This window comes from Rhizobium atlanticum, assembly GCF_030182485.1.
GTDB lineage: Bacteria > Pseudomonadota > Alphaproteobacteria > Rhizobiales > Rhizobiaceae > Rhizobium.
The window spans coordinates 101,374-117,451 of sequence record NZ_JAQJCJ010000021.1; the positions used below are offsets into that span (position 1 = coordinate 101,374).

The 16,078-nt window shown below is 62.2% G+C and carries 15 protein-coding genes; 9 read left to right on the top strand and 6 right to left on the bottom strand.

What is annotated here, in order from left to right; all coding sequences use genetic code 11:
* Window positions 1-29: 29 nt before the first annotated feature.
* The 5 genes from PH551_RS26450 to PH551_RS26470 form a co-directional block, all read right to left on the bottom strand.
* The gene (locus PH551_RS26450) at window positions 30-1,238 is read right to left on the bottom strand and encodes an MFS transporter (RefSeq protein ID WP_183699406.1); all 1,209 of its coding nucleotides are present in this window, start codon (window positions 1,236-1,238) and stop codon (window positions 30-32) included.
* Window positions 1,239-1,296: 58 nt separating this feature from the next.
* Window positions 1,297-2,286, bottom strand: coding sequence for an AraC family transcriptional regulator (locus PH551_RS26455; protein WP_285195647.1), 990 nt, complete (start codon window positions 2,284-2,286; stop codon window positions 1,297-1,299).
* 311 nt (window positions 2,287-2,597) lie between these two features.
* Window positions 2,598-4,331, bottom strand: a complete 1,734-nt coding sequence (locus PH551_RS26460) for a DEAD/DEAH box helicase (RefSeq protein WP_285195676.1) — start codon at window positions 4,329-4,331, stop codon at window positions 2,598-2,600.
* A gap of 247 nt (window positions 4,332-4,578) precedes the next feature.
* On the bottom strand, window positions 4,579-5,694 hold the full coding sequence (locus PH551_RS26465) for a DNA alkylation repair protein (RefSeq protein ID WP_285195648.1): 1,116 nt from the start codon (window positions 5,692-5,694) through the stop codon (window positions 4,579-4,581).
* Between the two features lie 68 nt (window positions 5,695-5,762).
* Window positions 5,763-6,071: a hypothetical protein gene (locus PH551_RS26470; RefSeq protein ID WP_285195649.1), complete on the bottom strand. Its 309-nt coding sequence runs from the start codon at window positions 6,069-6,071 to the stop codon at window positions 5,763-5,765.
* 328 nt (window positions 6,072-6,399) lie between these two features.
* Here PH551_RS26470 and PH551_RS26475 point away from each other — a divergent pair, with 328 nt between their 5' ends.
* Window positions 6,400-9,819: a response regulator gene (locus PH551_RS26475; protein WP_285195650.1), complete on the top strand. Its 3,420-nt coding sequence runs from the start codon at window positions 6,400-6,402 to the stop codon at window positions 9,817-9,819.
* Between the two features lie 21 nt (window positions 9,820-9,840).
* Here the strand turns inward: PH551_RS26475 and mnmC2 are convergent, their stop codons facing one another.
* Window positions 9,841-10,569 carry a tRNA (5-methylaminomethyl-2-thiouridine)(34)-methyltransferase MnmC2 gene (gene mnmC2 / locus PH551_RS26480; protein ID WP_285195651.1) on the bottom strand — a complete coding sequence of 243 codons (729 nt, stop codon included), beginning with the start codon at window positions 10,567-10,569 and terminating at the stop codon, window positions 9,841-9,843.
* On the opposite strand from mnmC2, the gene PH551_RS26485 reads away from it, so the two are divergent.
* The 8 genes from PH551_RS26485 to PH551_RS26520 all read left to right on the top strand — a co-directional run bounded on the left by PH551_RS26485 (window position 10,568) and on the right by PH551_RS26520 (window position 16,065).
* Window positions 10,568-11,746 (top strand): NAD(P)/FAD-dependent oxidoreductase, encoded by a 1,179-nt coding sequence (locus tag PH551_RS26485; protein WP_285195652.1) that lies wholly within the window; start codon window positions 10,568-10,570, stop codon window positions 11,744-11,746. The two genes, mnmC2 and PH551_RS26485, sit on opposite strands and share 2 nt — an antisense overlap.
* Window positions 11,747-11,860: 114 nt before the next feature.
* The gene (locus PH551_RS26490) at window positions 11,861-12,568 is read left to right on the top strand and encodes a DUF1045 domain-containing protein (RefSeq protein ID WP_285195653.1); all 708 of its coding nucleotides are present in this window, start codon (window positions 11,861-11,863) and stop codon (window positions 12,566-12,568) included.
* Between the two features lie 114 nt (window positions 12,569-12,682).
* Complete coding sequence (gene puuE, locus PH551_RS26495; protein ID WP_285195654.1) at window positions 12,683-13,606, top strand: allantoinase PuuE; 924 nt, start codon at window positions 12,683-12,685, stop codon at window positions 13,604-13,606.
* Complete coding sequence (uraD, locus tag PH551_RS26500; protein WP_285195655.1) at window positions 13,606-14,106, top strand: 2-oxo-4-hydroxy-4-carboxy-5-ureidoimidazoline decarboxylase; 501 nt, start codon at window positions 13,606-13,608, stop codon at window positions 14,104-14,106. The genes puuE and uraD overlap by 1 nt, the downstream gene beginning before the upstream one ends.
* The gene (locus PH551_RS26505; RefSeq protein WP_085778998.1) at window positions 14,103-14,465 is read left to right on the top strand and encodes a HepT-like ribonuclease domain-containing protein; all 363 of its coding nucleotides are present in this window, start codon (window positions 14,103-14,105) and stop codon (window positions 14,463-14,465) included. Before uraD ends, PH551_RS26505 begins: the two co-directional genes overlap by 4 nt.
* 5 nt (window positions 14,466-14,470) lie before the next feature.
* Window positions 14,471-14,971, top strand: a complete 501-nt coding sequence (locus PH551_RS26510; protein WP_285195656.1) for an ureidoglycolate lyase — start codon at window positions 14,471-14,473, stop codon at window positions 14,969-14,971.
* Entirely contained in the window at window positions 14,968-15,324 is a 357-nt protein-coding gene (uraH, locus tag PH551_RS26515) for a hydroxyisourate hydrolase (protein WP_085778997.1), read from the top strand. Before PH551_RS26510 ends, uraH begins: the two co-directional genes overlap by 4 nt.
* Window positions 15,325-16,065 (top strand): metallophosphoesterase family protein, encoded by a 741-nt coding sequence (locus PH551_RS26520; RefSeq protein ID WP_285195657.1) that lies wholly within the window; start codon window positions 15,325-15,327, stop codon window positions 16,063-16,065.
* Window positions 16,066-16,078: the final 13 nt, after the last annotated feature.

Below are 16,078 nucleotides of genomic sequence, written 5' to 3' on the forward strand. Positions count from 1 at the left end.
TACTCGGCCCATCGAGCAGCAAGCGACGATCAGCTGCGGGGCTGCAGCAGCGCCAAGGCAACCGTCGACGCCGCCAGGAGAGCGGTGAGCGTCAATGGTCCCGCAGCGCCGTAGTGGTCGACGATATAGCCGCCAAAAATCGCGCCGCTACTGATGGCCACCTGAAAGGAGACGACCATCAGGCTGCCCGCCGCTTCCAGAGCGTCGGCGGCCGCGCGGGAAAGATTGGTCGGCAGCACTACCGGCGCCATGCCGAAGGCAAAGCCCCAAAGCGCGACGAGCGCAAACGCGACGGCGGTATGAGCGCCCCAAAGCAACAGAGCGAGTGCGGCAAAAGCCATCAACACCGCCGTGACTGCGAGCGCTATGCGGATGCTCGCGTCGGCCATCCGGCCACCGGCAAGATTGCCGATCACCGAGGCGATGCCAAACCCGAGTAGTGCCAGGGCGATCGATCTGGTTTCAAGGAGCGTCACTTGTTCGAGGAAGGGACGCACATAAACCGATCCGGCAAAATGTCCGGTCATCAGCAAAAGGATAGCAAGCATTCCCAGTTGAACACCGCGCCGTCGTGTCAGCCGGAAAACATCAGCGAGACTGTTGCTTGTGCTTGCCGGGAGCGTCGGCAAGCTGAGCACCTGCAGCAGCATGGCAAGCGCGGCAAGCCCGGCTGTCATCGCCATGGCGCTGCGCCATCCCAGCCAATCGCTGATCAAAGCACCCATTGATGGCGCAGCTATCGTGGCGAGCGAAACGCCGAGGGTGACGATAGCCATGCCCCGACCTGTCGCGTTGGCGCCGACCAGCCTCGCCACGACCGCCACGGAAAGCGCCCAAAAGCCGCTCAACGCGATGCCCAGCCCAGCCCGGCCCAACAACAAAAGCCAAAAATCGGTCGCTAAAGATGCGAGTATATTGGAGCCGACCGCCAACGCACTGAGACCGACCAGCACCACCTTGCGGTTCAGTCTGCCGATAAGAACATTGCTCAAAAGGGCCGTCACAGCGCCGACGGAAGCGGTGGCGGTGACGACCTGTCCGGCCGTTCCCTCGGAAATGCCGAGATCGCGCGCCATTGGCGTCAACAGTCCCGCCGGCAGGAACTCAGCAGATACCAGTGCAAAGCTGGTGGCCGCCATCGAAACAACGGCAAACCAAGTCGCCGCGCTCCACGCGGATGGTTCAGCCGTCTCCAGGCCAATTGCAGCCTCGTCGAATTGTGATGTTGTGTCCGTCATAGATGGATCTCCTGTGTTCGGAGATTTCATAGACGAAGTTTTCAGGATGATATGTGTCTTAAAATCCGAAATCCATGTCCGTTCGTCCGGAATTTGTGCGACGCACAATCCCCGGTGAAAGGTTGGTGACGCGCTTGAAGGCACGCGCGAAAGACGCCTCGGACTCATAGCCCAATCGTGAGGCTACCTCGGCGACCGACATACCGTTCTGCGCCAACAAATCGCGGGCAAGCTGCATACGCAGACGGGCGAGATAATGTGCCGCGCCTTCTCCCAAGATAGCGCTGAAGCGCTCGGCGAAGATCGAGCGCGACTGGCCTGCCACACCAGCGAGGCTTTCAAGGGTCCAGTTATGGCCGGGATCTCGGTGCATGGCCGCCAGCACACGACCGATCTGGGGATCGCGGATGGCAGCGAGCCAGCCGGTGGTCGAGGCTCCGCTGCAATTGACCCAGCAACGGATAAGCCGCGCAGCGAGCAAGTCCGCCATACGCGACAAGACCGTCGCACTTCCCATCTGGGGTTGTGTCGCCTCCGCCGACATAGCGGCCAGCAGGGGGCCCACGATCGGGTCGTTGCCGGCCACATCGCAGCCCTTGATGATTGGGGGCATCAAGGCGATTAAGGGATTAAGCGCATGGGCGCCCAAAGCCATGGAGCCGCAGAAAAGGGTGCTGGTGGCGCCCGTTCCTTCCCGCACGACGTCGCAGACGTTGCTGCCCAATTTTGTAATCTGGCAACTTTTAAGCGAGTCGCCCTCAACATCAGGCGCGCTCGCCAACCGGTGTGCGTTACCTTGCGGCAGCAGCACCAGATCGCCATCGTTCAACGCCTGCCATCCGTGGGTTTCGGTATGGATCCAGCATGGACCCTGGCTGACGAAGTGAAAACGAAGCAGCTGTTGTTGCGGAAAGGCGATGCTCCATGGATGCCTGAGCTCGCAGCGTCCATAATTGACTCCACTCAAGCGAAAGTCTTGCAGGACTTCGCTCAGGGCATCCATTGGGATAGTTGGCGGCGACAATGGCCGGGACGAATGGTCAAGCATGGAGCTAATTTAGGTCTCAAACGTCCGGGACGCAAGCGGTCCGGCTTCGCGGCGCGGTTCTTTGCGGCGTCACGCTGCCCGTCGACGCGGGTTCACAGCGCATTGATACCGCAAGGCTCCCGCCGGCGCTGCGAAGGGCTTCGATCTCGTCAACTGGGTGAGTTCAGAAACCGGGAAACGTGACCGAGTACTGCCGTCGCAGTGTTGTCGTCACTACAATGAGAAAAAGGCCGGACATTCCACCGGATGCTCCGGCCTCCCAATATTCAAGGCCGAAGGTCCGGCCTTTTCTCCTTTGAATCAATCGGCGCTCAGGCGCGTTCGCGGCGCTGGCCGCCGCCATTGCGAGAGCCCGAGCCGCCGCGGCGGTTGCCGCCATTGCCGTCGCGGCGCTGTTCGCCGCCCTGAGCCTGATGCGGTCCACGGTCTTCGCCGTGCTTGCGGGCCGGGCGGCCGTGAGCGTGGCGGCCGTTGCCGCGGTGATGGCCGCTCGGTTCGCCATTGGCATGATGGCCATTGGGGCCGTTATGCGCAGGGCGCTGCGGCTTTGCCGGGCGGAAATCGGAGGTCGAGGCCAGATCGTTGTCGGGGCCGAAATCCGGGGCTGCTTCGCCGCGGCGCTGACCGCGGAAGTCCTCGTTACGGCCTGAGCGTTCGGGACGAGGACGGCGCTCGCGGCGCTCCTCGCCGCCGGCGCGGATTTCGCCGCCTTCGCCTTCGCGGCGCGGGCGGCGTTCCTGGCGGCTGCCGCGATGCTCCGAGCGGTTGGCATCGCCGCGGCCTTCGCCGCGACCCTGGGTGCCGCCCCGATTGCGGTTGTTGCCATTGCCGTTGCCTCGGCGCGGGCCGCCGGCGCTGATATGTGCCGGCGGTTCACCGCTGGCAACTGATATGTCGATGCCCATCAGGCGCTCGATATCTCGCAGCAGCTTTGCTTCGTCAGGGGCGCAGAAAGCGATGGCAATGCCGTCGCGGCCTGCGCGCGCCGTGCGGCCGATGCGATGGACATAGGCATCCGGCACTTCGGGCAGGTCGTAGTTGTAGACGTGGCTGACGGCCGGGATGTCGATGCCGCGGGCGGCGACGTCTGTCGCGATCAGCGTCTTGATGCTGCCCTCGCGGAAGGCCTTCAGCGCCCGCTCGCGCTGACCCTGGCTCTTGTTGCCGTGGATCGAGGCGACGGAATAGCCGATATTGTCGAGGTGCTTCATCAGCTTCTCCGCACCATGCTTGGTGCGCAGGAAGACGATGGCGCGGCCGTCCGGATTTTCGGTCAGCGATTTGCGTAGCAGTTCCGTCTTGTCGTTCTTGCCGCCGACGAAATGGACATACTGCTCGACCTTGTCGGCAGCCTTGCCGGGAGGCGTGACTTCGACCTTGACGGGATCGACGAGATAGTCGCCGGCGAGATCGGCGATCGCCTTCGGCATGGTGGCCGAAAACAGCATGGTCTGACGCTTCTTCGGCACCAGTTTGGCGATCTTGCGCAGGTCGTGCACGAAGCCGAGGTCGAGCATCTGGTCGGCCTCGTCGAGCACGAGATAGCGCACCGTCGTCAGCGTGATGGCGCGGCGGTTGACGAGATCGAGCAGGCGGCCTGGGGTCGCGACCAGGATGTCGGTTCCCTTTTCGAGCTGCAGCTGCTGCTTGTTGATCGACACACCGCCGACGACGACGTTGATGCGCAGCGGCGACTTGCGGATGAACTTCTTCAGGTTCTCGGCGATCTGGTTCACCAGCTCGCGGGTCGGCGCCAGGATCAACGTCCGCGTCGTGCGGTTGTCGGGGCGGCGCTCGTCAGCGAGCAGCTTTTCGATGAGCGGCAGGCCGAAGGCGGCGGTTTTGCCGGTGCCGGTCTGGGCAAGGCCGATCAGATCGCGGCCTGAAATGAGGAGGGGAATGGCCTGTTCCTGGATCGGCGTCGGCGTTTCGATGCCGAGCTGGAACAAGGTGGCGACGATCGGCTTGGAGACACCAAGCGATTCAAAATTAGTCAAGGCATAACCTTTCGGGGCGCCACAACGACTAGCGCCGGAACGCACCATGCGATCCGGTTTCATTCTGGCGTCAAGAACCCCGCGTGAAGTGGGAACTTGCAAGTTGGAAAAAGCTTTCCAGCGCTTCTGGCCGCTCTTGAGAGTGCGGCGCTCTGTCGAAATGCGCTTTTGTCCCTTCTTCCTGCGTTTCGTATTTTCGAGCAGGGGCACGCTCACGCGGCGGCCGGAAGGGTGAAAGCTGAGCCGCATTTGGGCTAGTTTGCGTGGAAAGTCAAGTGCAGCGCACAAAAAGGCATTAGCCCGGGTCAGGCGACGGCATTCTGAGGACGAAACTTTCCGATGCGCTTTCGGCGCCATTGACGAGCACGGCGATGCGATGCTCGCCGGGATAATAGCGCCGCGTCGTGATCGGCCGCATGGCATGGCGGCGCTCGATTGCGTGGCTCTGCCCCGGCGCGAGCGTGACCGTCTTGCATTTGAAGACTTTGGGCGAGAGCGAGCCGTCGGCCTTCATGTGGTGAATGGCGTAGTCGATCATTAGTGAGTGCGCGGTTTCGCCTGAATTGGTCAGGCGGATTTCAAAATCCAGCCCTTCGCCGAACACCACTTCGCCGTTCTGAAGGCGCAGCTCGCATGTCAGCGCGGTTGCCGCGTCGAAACCGAAATTGGCAAGCGCCTGCGCATGGCCTTTCTTAAGCATCGTGCGAGAGGCGTGTTTCAGCAGCCGGCGGCGCTCGGCGGACGCGCCGTCGATATGGCCGGCGATAAAGGCGGCGACCAGATCTGGATGATCCTTGGCGATGTCGTTCAAGCTGTTGGCGACGGAGCGGCGCACATAATCCTCCGGATCATCCATCAGCGCGGTCAGGATCGGCAGGATCGGTGCGGGGTCTTTCACAAGTTGCGGCAGGCGCATGGCCCAAGGCAGGCGCGGCCGCGTTCCCTCGCTCGCCAGCCGGCGCACATGCCGGTTGGGATCGCCGACCCAGGTGGAAATGATGGCGAGCGCACGTTGCTGGTCGCGATGGATGAATTGCCGGATGCCGAATTCGCCGGTGAAATGCGGCGTCAGCGCCTTGAGGAGGTCGAGGCCGAGATCGAAATGATCGGTGCCGCGGGCGGCGATGAACTGATTGACCGGCAGCAGCATCCAGCCGGAGAGTCCCGGCGTGTCGGCGGCCGGCAGGCTTGCCTTGAGGATAGAGGCTGCTTCAGGAAAATCTCCGGGAAGCGTGGCAAGCAGCGCGTCACGGATCAATGCGGAGCGCTCCATCAGTTCCAGGGCTGCGAGGCCATCGGTCGCCAGAGTTGCGAAACGTTCCCGGTCGAAGGCGGGCGCACGGGCCGCAATGTGATCGGCCATATCACCGACGAGCTCTACATGCAGCAGTTTCTTGAGCGGTTCCGGCATGCTGATCCTCCTGCGGGGGGATTGGACCAGCGCCGCCGGGAGGTCAAGCGGCGCCGGATGCGGTCTTGCTATTCCGGGCAGACTTTCACGCGGTAGGGCTCGCCCCAGCGGTCGTAACGCCATTCGAGGTGGCAATAGTGCGGCCGGTAATAGGTCCGATAGACGGGGTAGGGACGGTAGACAGGGTAAGCCGGATAGACGGGATAGGCGGGGCGGGCGGCCTCCGACAGCAGGGCGCCGCCGACGACGCCGGCGGCAAGGCCGCCCCAGAAGGCATCGCGCGGATGGGCATCGGCAGTGGTGGCAGTGGCGAGCGAGGCGCCGGCAAAGGTCAGCGCGATCAGGCCCGTCGCCATGGTCTTATGAAGAACGGACATGGTATCTTCCTTATCTAGACTGGCTTCTGTTAAAGCCATGCCCAGACTCCGCCCGGATCGCGGCGGAGCGATGGCCGCACAAGGGCTCTCCAGATTAAATTTCGTCCATGATTTCAATAGCTAGCCAAGAGTAAAGGCGGATCGCGGCCGACAGGATTTGCTGCCGATAACGGCGTGCTCTGGATTTCATGCAGGAACGGGGCCTCTTCAGCCTGGTACGCCGATTGTAAAATTCCGCCCTCGAAATTTATGGTTAAAACCTTGTTAAAAGCCTTGGCGTTATAGTCTTTGTCGTTGATATTCCATTCATTGCGGGAGCGACAATTTCTTGAAATCAGCCGGGGACATTCTGGAATTGGCTTGCCGCCGGATCGCCGATCTGGACACCCCCGCCTATGTCAAGAATAGCGAGCTGCGCTATGTCGCCGTCAACGAGGCCTATGCCAATTTCCTGGGCCGCGAGATTTCCGATTTCATCGGCAGGCGCAGCCGCGAACTCTTTGACCGCCCCGAGGAAGAGGATCGCGAGGATAGGGAACGCCGCGCGCTGGTGTTCGGCACCGAGGAAAACGCCATCTGCTTCGATGCCGCAGGCCAGGGCCACGAGCGCGTCCAGATCGAAAGCTTCTCGCCGTCGCCGGACCGGATCTATGTGCTCGGCATCTTCGAAGCCCGCGAGCGCCGCGCCGTTGCCCTTGGGGGGATTGCGGGCAAGCCCGGGATTGCCGGCAGCTCTAAGACTGTAAACGATTTCGGAAGTGCCGCCGATCTCGCCCAAGTGCGCGAGGCACTGGAGAACCTCGATCACCCGATCGGCATCTTTGCAGCCGACGGACGCCCGCTGGTCTTCAACGCAGCCTATCGCAACGGCGCGACGCCTGTGGCCGCCGGGGAATCGGCCTGGGGAGAGAGTGTCAATGAACTCGACGTACTCCGCACCGTCCTGGAGGATCTGCCTGTGGCGGTCTTCGTCCGCGACGACAAGCATCGCCTGGTCTATGCCAACAAATATTATGAAACCTTCAGCGGCCGCGCCCGCTCCGAATATCTGGGAATGACCGAACACGAAATGTTCGGGCCAGAAGGTGCTGAGGCGATCTACCAGGAAAACCTGCTGGCGCTCAGGGACGGCATTTCGGTGGAGCTCGAAAGCGAGATGCCGAGCAATAGCGGCCATGTCTATCCCGTCATTTCGCGCGTCAATCGCGTGGTGACGGCGGATGGGCGAACCTATGTCGTCGGCTCCTTTTCCGACATCTCGCCGCTCAAGGAACGCGAGAAGGCGCTGATTGAATCGCGCAAACAGCAAGAAATACTACATCGGGACATCGAGAGCATTCTGCGATCGCTGCCAATCGGCGTGCTGATCCTCGATAACGACCACCGGATTCTCTACGTCAACGACGAATTCTACAGCATCTGGGAACTGCCGCTCGACGATCGCTTCGATGGCCGCCCGTTCATCGACGTCATCCGCCGTAATGACGAGCTCGGCCGCTATGACGGGACGAAGACGCCGGAAGAGATCTACGCCTTCCGCAAACATCTGTTCGAAGCCGAAGAGCCCGAGCCGATCGAGCTTGGCTGGGCGGGCGGCAAATCCGTGATCTTCGATAGCCGCCGCATCTCCAACGAGCGCATTCTGCTCACCTATGCCGATATTTCGGCGGTGCGCGAACGGGAAAAGGAAATCCACGAGACGCGCGCGGCCCTCGAGCGGCTCGGCGAAATGATGCGGGATGCGACGCATGCCATGTCGCAGGGCATTGCCATCGTCCAGGACGGCATCATCAAAATGTCCAATGAGGCGATGGCCGAGATCCTGCAGATCCCGCCGCACTATATCGAGGCCGGCCAGGGCTGGCTCGGCATGTTCGAATTCTGCGCGGCACGCGGCGATTTCCACGATGCGGTGGATGAGATCCTGCAGGAGTGGCGGGCGAATATCGCAGCCAGGCAGCCAATTTCCACCGTCTTCCATGTCGGCGGCGAGCGCTGGGTGAATATGGATGCGACCGTCAGCCGGGGACAGCATTGGGTGGCGCTGTTCACCGACGTCACCGAGCTCAAGCGCCGCGAGGAGGAACTGCGCCAGCTCCTTTCGCGCGCCGAAGCCGCCGACCGCGCCAAATCCGAATTCCTTGCCAATATGAGCCACGAGATCCGCACGCCGATGAACGGTGTGCTCGGCATGGCAGAACTGCTGGCCAAGACCAATCTCGACACGCGCCAGAAAACCTTCATCGACATTATCGTCAAGTCGGGAAATGCGCTGCTGACTATTATCAACGACATCCTCGACTTTTCGAAGATCGATGCCGGACAGATGAAACTGCGCAAAGCCGCCTTCGATATCACCGAAGCGGTGGAGGACGTGGCGACACTCCTCTCCTCGCATGCCGCCGAGAAGAACATTGAACTGCTGGTGCGGGCTGCACCCGATCTGCCGGCCGCGGTGATCGGAGACGCCGGGCGTTTCCGCCAGATCGTCACCAATCTCGTCGGCAACGCCGTCAAGTTCACCGAGCGCGGCCATGTCTTCGTCGATGTCGGCTTCGAGACGATCGCCGGCGGGGAGATCATGGCGATCATCCGCATCGAGGATACCGGTATTGGCATTCCCCGAGAAAAGCTCGAATCGGTCTTCGACAAGTTTTCGCAGGTCGACACCTCGTCGACGCGCCGGCATGAGGGAACGGGGCTCGGCCTCGCGATCACCGCCGGCCTCGTCGATCTCTTCGGCGGCTATATCAATGTCGAGAGCGAATGGGGCAAGGGCTCGGTCTTCACCCTGAACCTGCCTTTTGCGGTGGCGGCCGCCCACCTTGAACCGAAGCCGCTGCCGATCAATGTGCAGGGCGCGCGCATCCTCGTCGTCGACGACAATGAAGTGAACCGGCGCATCCTGACTGAGCAGCTCTCGCTCTGGGGCTTCGACGGAGTGGCTGCCGAGGGTGGCGGCACCGGTCTGGCGATCCTCGAGGCAGCGGCCGATCTCGGTGTCACCGTCGACGCCGTCGTGCTCGACTATCACATGCCCGACATGAACGGCGCCGACGTCGCGCGCCGGCTGCGCGCCGATCCCCGCTTCGTCGAGCTGCCGATCATCTTCCTGACGTCGATGGATATTTCGGGCACGGAAAAGGAATTCGCCGCGCTGAACGGCCATGCGCATCTGATGAAGCCGGCACGCGCCAACGTGCTGCGCAATACTGTCGTCGAGGTCGTCCGCGCCCGCCGCGTCAAACAGGCCTCTGAAGCCGATATCGCCCGGCTGCGGGCGGAAGCGGCCGGACCGGCGCCTGCACTTGCAACTGCGCCCGAGCCGCAAGAGCGGGCGGCCGAATTCGTCGACGTGCTGGTTGCCGAAGACAACGAGGTCAACCAGATCGTCTTCACCCAGATCCTGCAGTCGACGGGCCTCTCCTTCCTGGTCGTCGACAACGGGCAGGAGGCCGTCGCCGCCTGGGAAAGCCACACGCCGCGCATCATCATGATGGACGTCTCGATGCCCGTCATGAACGGCCATGAGGCGACCCGGACGATCCGCGAGAAGGAAAAGGGCCAGGGCCGCCGGGTGCCGATCATCGGCGTCACCGCCCATGCCCTCGAAAGCGACCGCGAAGCCTGCCTCGACGCCGGCATGGACGATCACATGTCGAAGCCGATCAGCCCGGAACTTCTGGAGGAGAAGATCCGGCAATGGCTCGGCAAGGATGAGCTGCAGCCGGAGCGCACGAGTTACTGATCTCCATCGCAGTCGTAGGGCTTACCGTGCGGGCGCCCTGACACCGCAGAGCATTTCGCGCTTGCCGGCGAAGCCCTTGCGGCGTTCGACGGCAAAGCCGGCGGCGATGAGGTTGCGGCGCACGAAGCCGGCTGCGGCGTAAGTTGCGAAGGTGCCGCCGGCCACAGTCTTTTCGGCAACCTCACGCATCAGCTCTTCCGACCACATGTCGCCGTTGCGCGAGGGCGCGAAACCGTCCAGATACCAGGCGTCGAAGCCGGGTTTTGCCGCGGCGACGCCTTCGAGTGCCGCACCGCAGACGACTCTGAGCCGCGTTTGGGCATCGAGATCGAGCGAGACGGTTCCGGCTGGCGTTTGCGGCCAGGCTGCGGTCAGCGCCTCGCATTCCACATCGATCTCCGGCCAATGCGAGAGCGCCCGGCCGATCTCTTCGCCGCGCATCGGATGGAGTTCGAAGGAGATGAAATGCAGGTGCTGGCCGGGTTCACGGTGAAGCTTCCATTGCCGCCAGGTCTCGGCGAAATTCAGGCCGGTGCCGAAGCCGAGTTCGCCGATCATGAATTCCTGCCTGCCGGCCCAGCGCTCCGGCAGGCCGTTGCCGGCGAGGAAGACATGGCCGCATTCCAGCCGGCCATCGGTCTGGCAATAAAAATGATCGCCAAAGACGGTGGAATAGGGCATATCGCCGTCGCGCCATTCGAGCGGCTGCGGCGCGCCCGCGCCAATCTGATCGGGGTTCACGTCTCTCATGGAAAAAGCCGATAGTCCTCAGCCGACGTCCGGTCAATCTTCTTGCGACTTGCTGATCGTCGGCGGCGGCATCATGGGTCTCTGGGCGGCCATTCATGCCGAACGCCGCGGTATCAGCACCGTCCTCGCCGACGCCGGCAGATTGGGCGGAGGCGCGAGCGGCGGACTGCTCGGCGCACTGATGCCGCATATGCCGGACCGGTGGTCGGAGAAAAAGCAATTCCAGTTCGATGCGCTGGTCTCGCTCGAAACCGAAATTGCGGCGCTTGAAGCAGAAACCGGGCTGTCGGCCGGCTACAACAGGTCAGGGCGGCTGATCCCGTTGCCGAAACCGCATCTCAAGCGCATCGCCCGCGGCCATTCCGAAGATGCGGAGCGCCATTGGCGGACCGGCGAACGCCGCTTCCACTGGCATGTCATCGACAGGCCGCCGGTCGATGGTTGGCCTGACGCATCTGCCGGCGAAAGTGGCTTCGTGCACGATACGCTCGCCGCCCGTGTTGCGCCCCGCTCCTTGATCTCAGCGCTCATCGCATTGCTGCGGCGGGCAAAACATGTGCGCATCATGGAAAATGCTGTTGTCGCCGATCTCAATCCCGATCGCGGGACGGCCGAGATCGGCGGCGAAATCATCACGTTCGGCCGCTGCATCCTGGCCGCCGGCCATCAGTCCTTTCCCGCGCTGCAGCGGCTGACGCCGGGCTTGAAGCAGCCGCTCGGCCAGCCGGTGAAAGGGCAGGCGGCGCTGTTGAAAGCAGATGTCGACCCGGCGTTGCCGACGATCTTCCTCGATGGACTCTATGTCGTCGCGCATGAGGGGGGGCATGCGGCGGTCGGCAGTACCAGCGAGAACCGTTTCGACGACCCCCTCTCGACCGATGCACAGCTCGACGCGTTGATCGAGGCGGCGCGGGCAATCGTGCCGGCGCTCCGCAGCGCCCCTGTCATCGAACGTTGGGCGGGGCTTCGCCCGAAAGCCATCGACCGCGATCCAATGATCGGCCGCCATCCCATCCATCCCCGACTAATCGCACTGACCGGCGGTTTCAAGGTCAGCTTCGGGCTGGCCCATCGGCTGGCGGAGGCTGCGGTTTGTATGGCAGGCGACACAGATTGCGAATTTTCGCTGCCGGAAAGCTTCGCGATATCAAGCCATATCGCTGTCGCTTCACGTTAAACGTGAATTAGATACAGCTGCGTTTCGTTATTCTGTCATGCAAATCACCTATCTGCTTGCGCATCGGCAGCGCCGGATTTTCCCGGCGCTCACTTCCTTCATGGAGGAAATTGCATGCGCTATGCCATTTGCTTCACGCCTCCGGCGAGCGACCCCTTGTCGCTCGTGGCCGCTAATTGGCTTGGCCGAAACGTGTTTTCAGGCGATATGGTGGAGCCTCCGGCCGTCCGCGGCCTCGGCATTCATGAGATCGCCTTTTATACTGCGGTGCCGCGGCGCTATGGTTTTCACGGCGTTCTGAAAGCGCCTTTTCACCTCTCCGCCGAGACGTCCGAATCGCAACTCCTGCGCGACCTCATGCGTTTTGCCGGAACATATGCTCCCTTCCAGATCCCAGGTCTCGAAATCGCCCGGCTCGGCAATTTCTACAGCCTGGTGCCGAGCGCCCCCTGTGAGCGGATCCAGTATCTGGCTTCGGCGATCGTTCAGGAGTTCGATCGTTTCCGGGCGCCGCTGAGTGAAGCCGATATCGAACGCAACGATCCCGACGGATTGTCGGCGGCGCAATTCGCCAATCTGCATCGTTGGGGCAATCCCTATGTGATGGAGGAGTTCCGCTTCCATATGCCGGTGACAGGCCCCATCAACACGATCGACATGCCCCGCATCGAGCCAGTGCTGGGAACGATCTTCGAGCCCGTCTTGAGGGAGCCGGTGATCGTTTCGAATGTGGCTTTGATGATCGAGGAGGGCACTGGCGGTCCCTTCCGCGTTCACTCGCTCCACCCGATGGGCAAGGTCAGCGCGCGCAGGATCGCCTGAGCAGATGTCGATCTAAGTTGTTGTGTTGAAAAGGGAAATTCTGCTGTGCAGTTTCCGTCTCGACATTCCGGCTGCGGATGATACCGTTCCTTCGTCTTTTCAGAAGGTGATTTGATGGTATCCGAGACCTACCCGCGCAATCTCGTCGGCTACGGGCGTCAGACGCCCGATCCGAAGTGGCCTGGCGACGCCCGCGTCGCCGTGCAGTTCGTCATCAATTACGAGGAGGGCGGCGAAAGCTGCATCCTCGAAGGCGATCCGGCTTCCGAAAACCTGCTGTCGGAGATTGTCGGTGCGGCGGCCTGGCCGGGGCAGCGCAATCTCAACATGGAATCGATCTACGAGTATGGTTCGCGCGCCGGGTTCTGGCGGCTCTGGCGGATGTTCACGGGTCTCAAGGTGCAGGCGACCGTCTATGGCGTGACGCTGGCGATGGCGCGCAACCCCGAAGCCGTCGCGGCCATGAAGGAGGCCGGTTGGGAGATCGCCAGCCACGGTTATCGCTGGCTGGAATACAAGGATTTCCCCGAGGATCTCGAGCGCAAGCATATCCTCGAAGCCGTGCGCATGCACACCGAACTCACCGGCGAGCGGCCTTTCGGGATGTATCAGGGAAAGCCTTCCGACAACACGCTGCGACTGGTGCAGGAAGAGGGCGGTTTCCTCTATTCCTCCGATTCCTATGCCGACGACCTGCCTTACTGGGTGAAGGGCGTCGACGGGAAACCCTTCCTGATCATCCCCTATACGCTCGAAACCAATGACATGCGTTTTGCCACACCGCAGGGTTTCAATGCCGGCGACCAGTTCTTCACCTATCTCAAGGACGCTTTCGACACGCTTTACGAGGAAGGCAAGGACGGCAGCCCGAAGATGATGTCGGTCGGCCTGCATTGCCGCCTCGTCGGGCGTCCGGGCCGGGCAGCCTCTCTGAAGCGCTTCATCGAATATGTGTTGAAGCATGACAAGGTCTGGATTCCGCGCCGCATCGAGATCGCCGAGCACTGGCACAAGAATCATCAGCCGGATGCGCTCTGATGTTGTCGCGCGAGGATTTCGTTTCCCGCTTCGGCGGCGTCTTCGAGCATTCGCCTTTCATCGCCGAACGCGCCTATGACGCCGGGGGTCTGAGGGAGCCTTTGACGGCATCAGCTGTGCATGCAGCTCTTGCCGCCGTCTTCCGTGCGGCAAGCCGGGCGGAGCGTCTCGGCGTGTTGCAGGCCCATCCCGATCTTGCCGGGCGTCTGGCGATAGCGGGTGAACTCACGGAGGACAGCCGAAAGGAGCAGGCCGGCGCCGGTCTCGATCGGCTGAGCCCGCCCGAACATGCCCGCTTCACCGAACTTAATGCAGCTTATGTCGAAAAATTCGGCTTTCCCTTCATCATCGCCGTCAGAGGGCTCGACAAGAACGATATCCTTTCGGCCTTCGAAAGGCGGATCGGCAATGACCTGGATGAAGAATTCGCGACCGCCACGACACAGGTCGAACGGATCGCGCTGCTGCGCCTGACATCGATGTTGCCGGAGGGCAAATGAGCGAGCCTCGTGCTATCGACTATCTCAATGAAATGCAGAAAGCGGCAGCCGAAGCGCTATACTTCGTGGGCGGAATGGATGAGGCGGCCTTCGCCGAGGATAATCTCACCTTCAAGGCGGTCGCCTTCTGCCACTTCACTATCGGCGCGGCTGCTTCCCGACTGCTCGTAGCCCATCCGGAATTCGCAACCGAGCATCCCACTCTGCCGTGGACGAAAATCTGCGGAACGGGCAACCGTATCCTGGAAGACGTCTTCGCCCTCGATCCCTCGGACATCTGGGATGCAACCTATCGCACGCTGCCGGAACTTCTCGTCGAGATCGACGCTATTCGTCACTGGCACGCCGAAGGTGAGTGAACCCATTGGCTGATTTTCTCGATATCCGCCCGCTTACCAGATCGGCCTTTGCTCCTTTCGGCGAAGTGATCGAAGCCGATCCAGCCTCGATGCGGCTCATCAACGGCGGCACGACCGAACGCTTCCATGCGCTGGCCGCGGCGGAGGCGGCGGGCGAGGGCGCGCGCGTGATCATCAATCTCTTTCGCGGCCAACCGCGCAGCTTCCCTTATCACGTCGACATGATGGAACGCCATCCCTTCGGCAGTCAGAGTTTCTCGCCGATCTCCGGCCGCCCATTCCTCGTCGTCGTCTCCGAGGACGAGGGCGGACGTCCGGGCAGGCCGCAGGTGTTTTTCGCGCGCGGAGACCAGGGTGTGAACTACCGCCGCAATGTCTGGCATCATCCGCTGATGGCGCTCGGCGAAACCTCCGATTTCCTGGTCGTCGACCGCGACGGCCCTGGCAATAATCTGGAGGAATTCTTCTTCGACCCCCCCTATGTCATCAAAGAGCCAGCCCCATGACCGGACTGACGACACATGTGCTCGACACCGCCCTTGGCAAGCCCGCCAATGGGCTCAGGATCGATCTTTTCCAGCTCGACGGCGAGATCCGCAGACATCTGAAAACGGTGGAGACCAATGCGGACGGCCGAGTCGACGGTGGCCCAATCCTTGCCGGCGAAAATTTTCACGTCGGCATCTACGAGCTGGTCTTCCACGCCGGCGAGTATCTCAGGGCCTGCGGCACGCCGCTGCCGCATCCGGCCTTCCTGGATCTCGTGCCGATCCGCTTCGGCATCGCCGATGTCACGGCGCATTACCATGTGCCGCTCCTGCTTTCGCCTTACGGCTATTCAACCTATCGCGGCAGCTAAATGAGGTTTGCTGCGATCGCCGATATTCACGGCAACCATCTTGCACTCGAGGCGGTGCTTGCCGATATCCGGGCTCAGGGCATCGAGGACGTCGTCAATCTCGGCGATTTCTTCAGCGGGCCGCTGGAGGCAGGCCGAACGGCTGACCTGCTGACGCCTCTCGGGCTGACCTCGGTTCGGGGCAATCACGACCGCTATCTGATCGAGCAGGATCCCGCCTCTATGCATGCCTCGGATGTTGCCGCCTACCGGCAGCTGACGCCGTCCCACCTCGAGTGGCTGCGGGGTCTACCGTTCGATGCCGTATATCGCGGCGAGGCCTATCTCTGCCATGCGACGCCGAAAGACGACAATCTCTACTGGCTGGAGTCCGTTTCGCCGCAGGGGCAAGTCTTCTTGAAGCCGTTCGAAGCGATCGAGGCGCTCGCCGAAGGCATCGACCTGCCGCTGATCCTCTGCGGCCACAGCCACATTCCCCGTGCCGTCCGACTCTCGGACGGCCGGCTGATCGTCAATCCCGGCAGTGTGGGCTGCCCCGCCTATGACGATGTGCTGCCCTATTATCACAAGGTCGAAGCCGGCCATCCGCTGGCGAGCTATGCTATCCTGGAAAAGACGGCGGCCGGATGGATGTGGCAGTTCCGAACTGTCGCCTACGACCACATGGCCCAGTCGGCACTGGCCGCCGAAAGGGGCCGTGCCGACTGGGCCAGTGCGCTTGCAACGGGCTGGGTGAGATAGCCCGGCCCTACCT

Coding starts and splice junctions, on each gene's coding strand:
- PH551_RS26470 (WP_285195649.1), bottom strand. CDS start 6,071: ATGTCCGTTCTTCATAAGACCATGGCGACGGGCCTGATCGCGCTGACC.
- PH551_RS26490 (WP_285195653.1), top strand. CDS start 11,861: ATGCGCTATGCCATTTGCTTCACGCCTCCGGCGAGCGACCCCTTGTCG.
- uraH (WP_085778997.1), top strand. CDS start 14,968: ATGACCGGACTGACGACACATGTGCTCGACACCGCCCTTGGCAAGCCC.
- PH551_RS26455 (WP_285195647.1), bottom strand. CDS start 2,286: ATGCTTGACCATTCGTCCCGGCCATTGTCGCCGCCAACTATCCCAATG.
- PH551_RS26460 (WP_285195676.1), bottom strand. CDS start 4,331: ATGGTGCGTTCCGGCGCTAGTCGTTGTGGCGCCCCGAAAGGTTATGCC.
- puuE (WP_285195654.1), top strand. CDS start 12,683: ATGGTATCCGAGACCTACCCGCGCAATCTCGTCGGCTACGGGCGTCAG.
- PH551_RS26450 (WP_183699406.1), bottom strand. CDS start 1,238: ATGACGGACACAACATCACAATTCGACGAGGCTGCAATTGGCCTGGAG.
- PH551_RS26465 (WP_285195648.1), bottom strand. CDS start 5,694: ATGCCGGAACCGCTCAAGAAACTGCTGCATGTAGAGCTCGTCGGTGAT.
- PH551_RS26520 (WP_285195657.1), top strand. CDS start 15,325: ATGAGGTTTGCTGCGATCGCCGATATTCACGGCAACCATCTTGCACTC.
- PH551_RS26505 (WP_085778998.1), top strand. CDS start 14,103: ATGAGCGAGCCTCGTGCTATCGACTATCTCAATGAAATGCAGAAAGCG.
- mnmC2 (WP_285195651.1), bottom strand. CDS start 10,569: ATGAGAGACGTGAACCCCGATCAGATTGGCGCGGGCGCGCCGCAGCCG.
- uraD (WP_285195655.1), top strand. CDS start 13,606: ATGTTGTCGCGCGAGGATTTCGTTTCCCGCTTCGGCGGCGTCTTCGAG.
- PH551_RS26485 (WP_285195652.1), top strand. CDS start 10,568: ATGGAAAAAGCCGATAGTCCTCAGCCGACGTCCGGTCAATCTTCTTGC.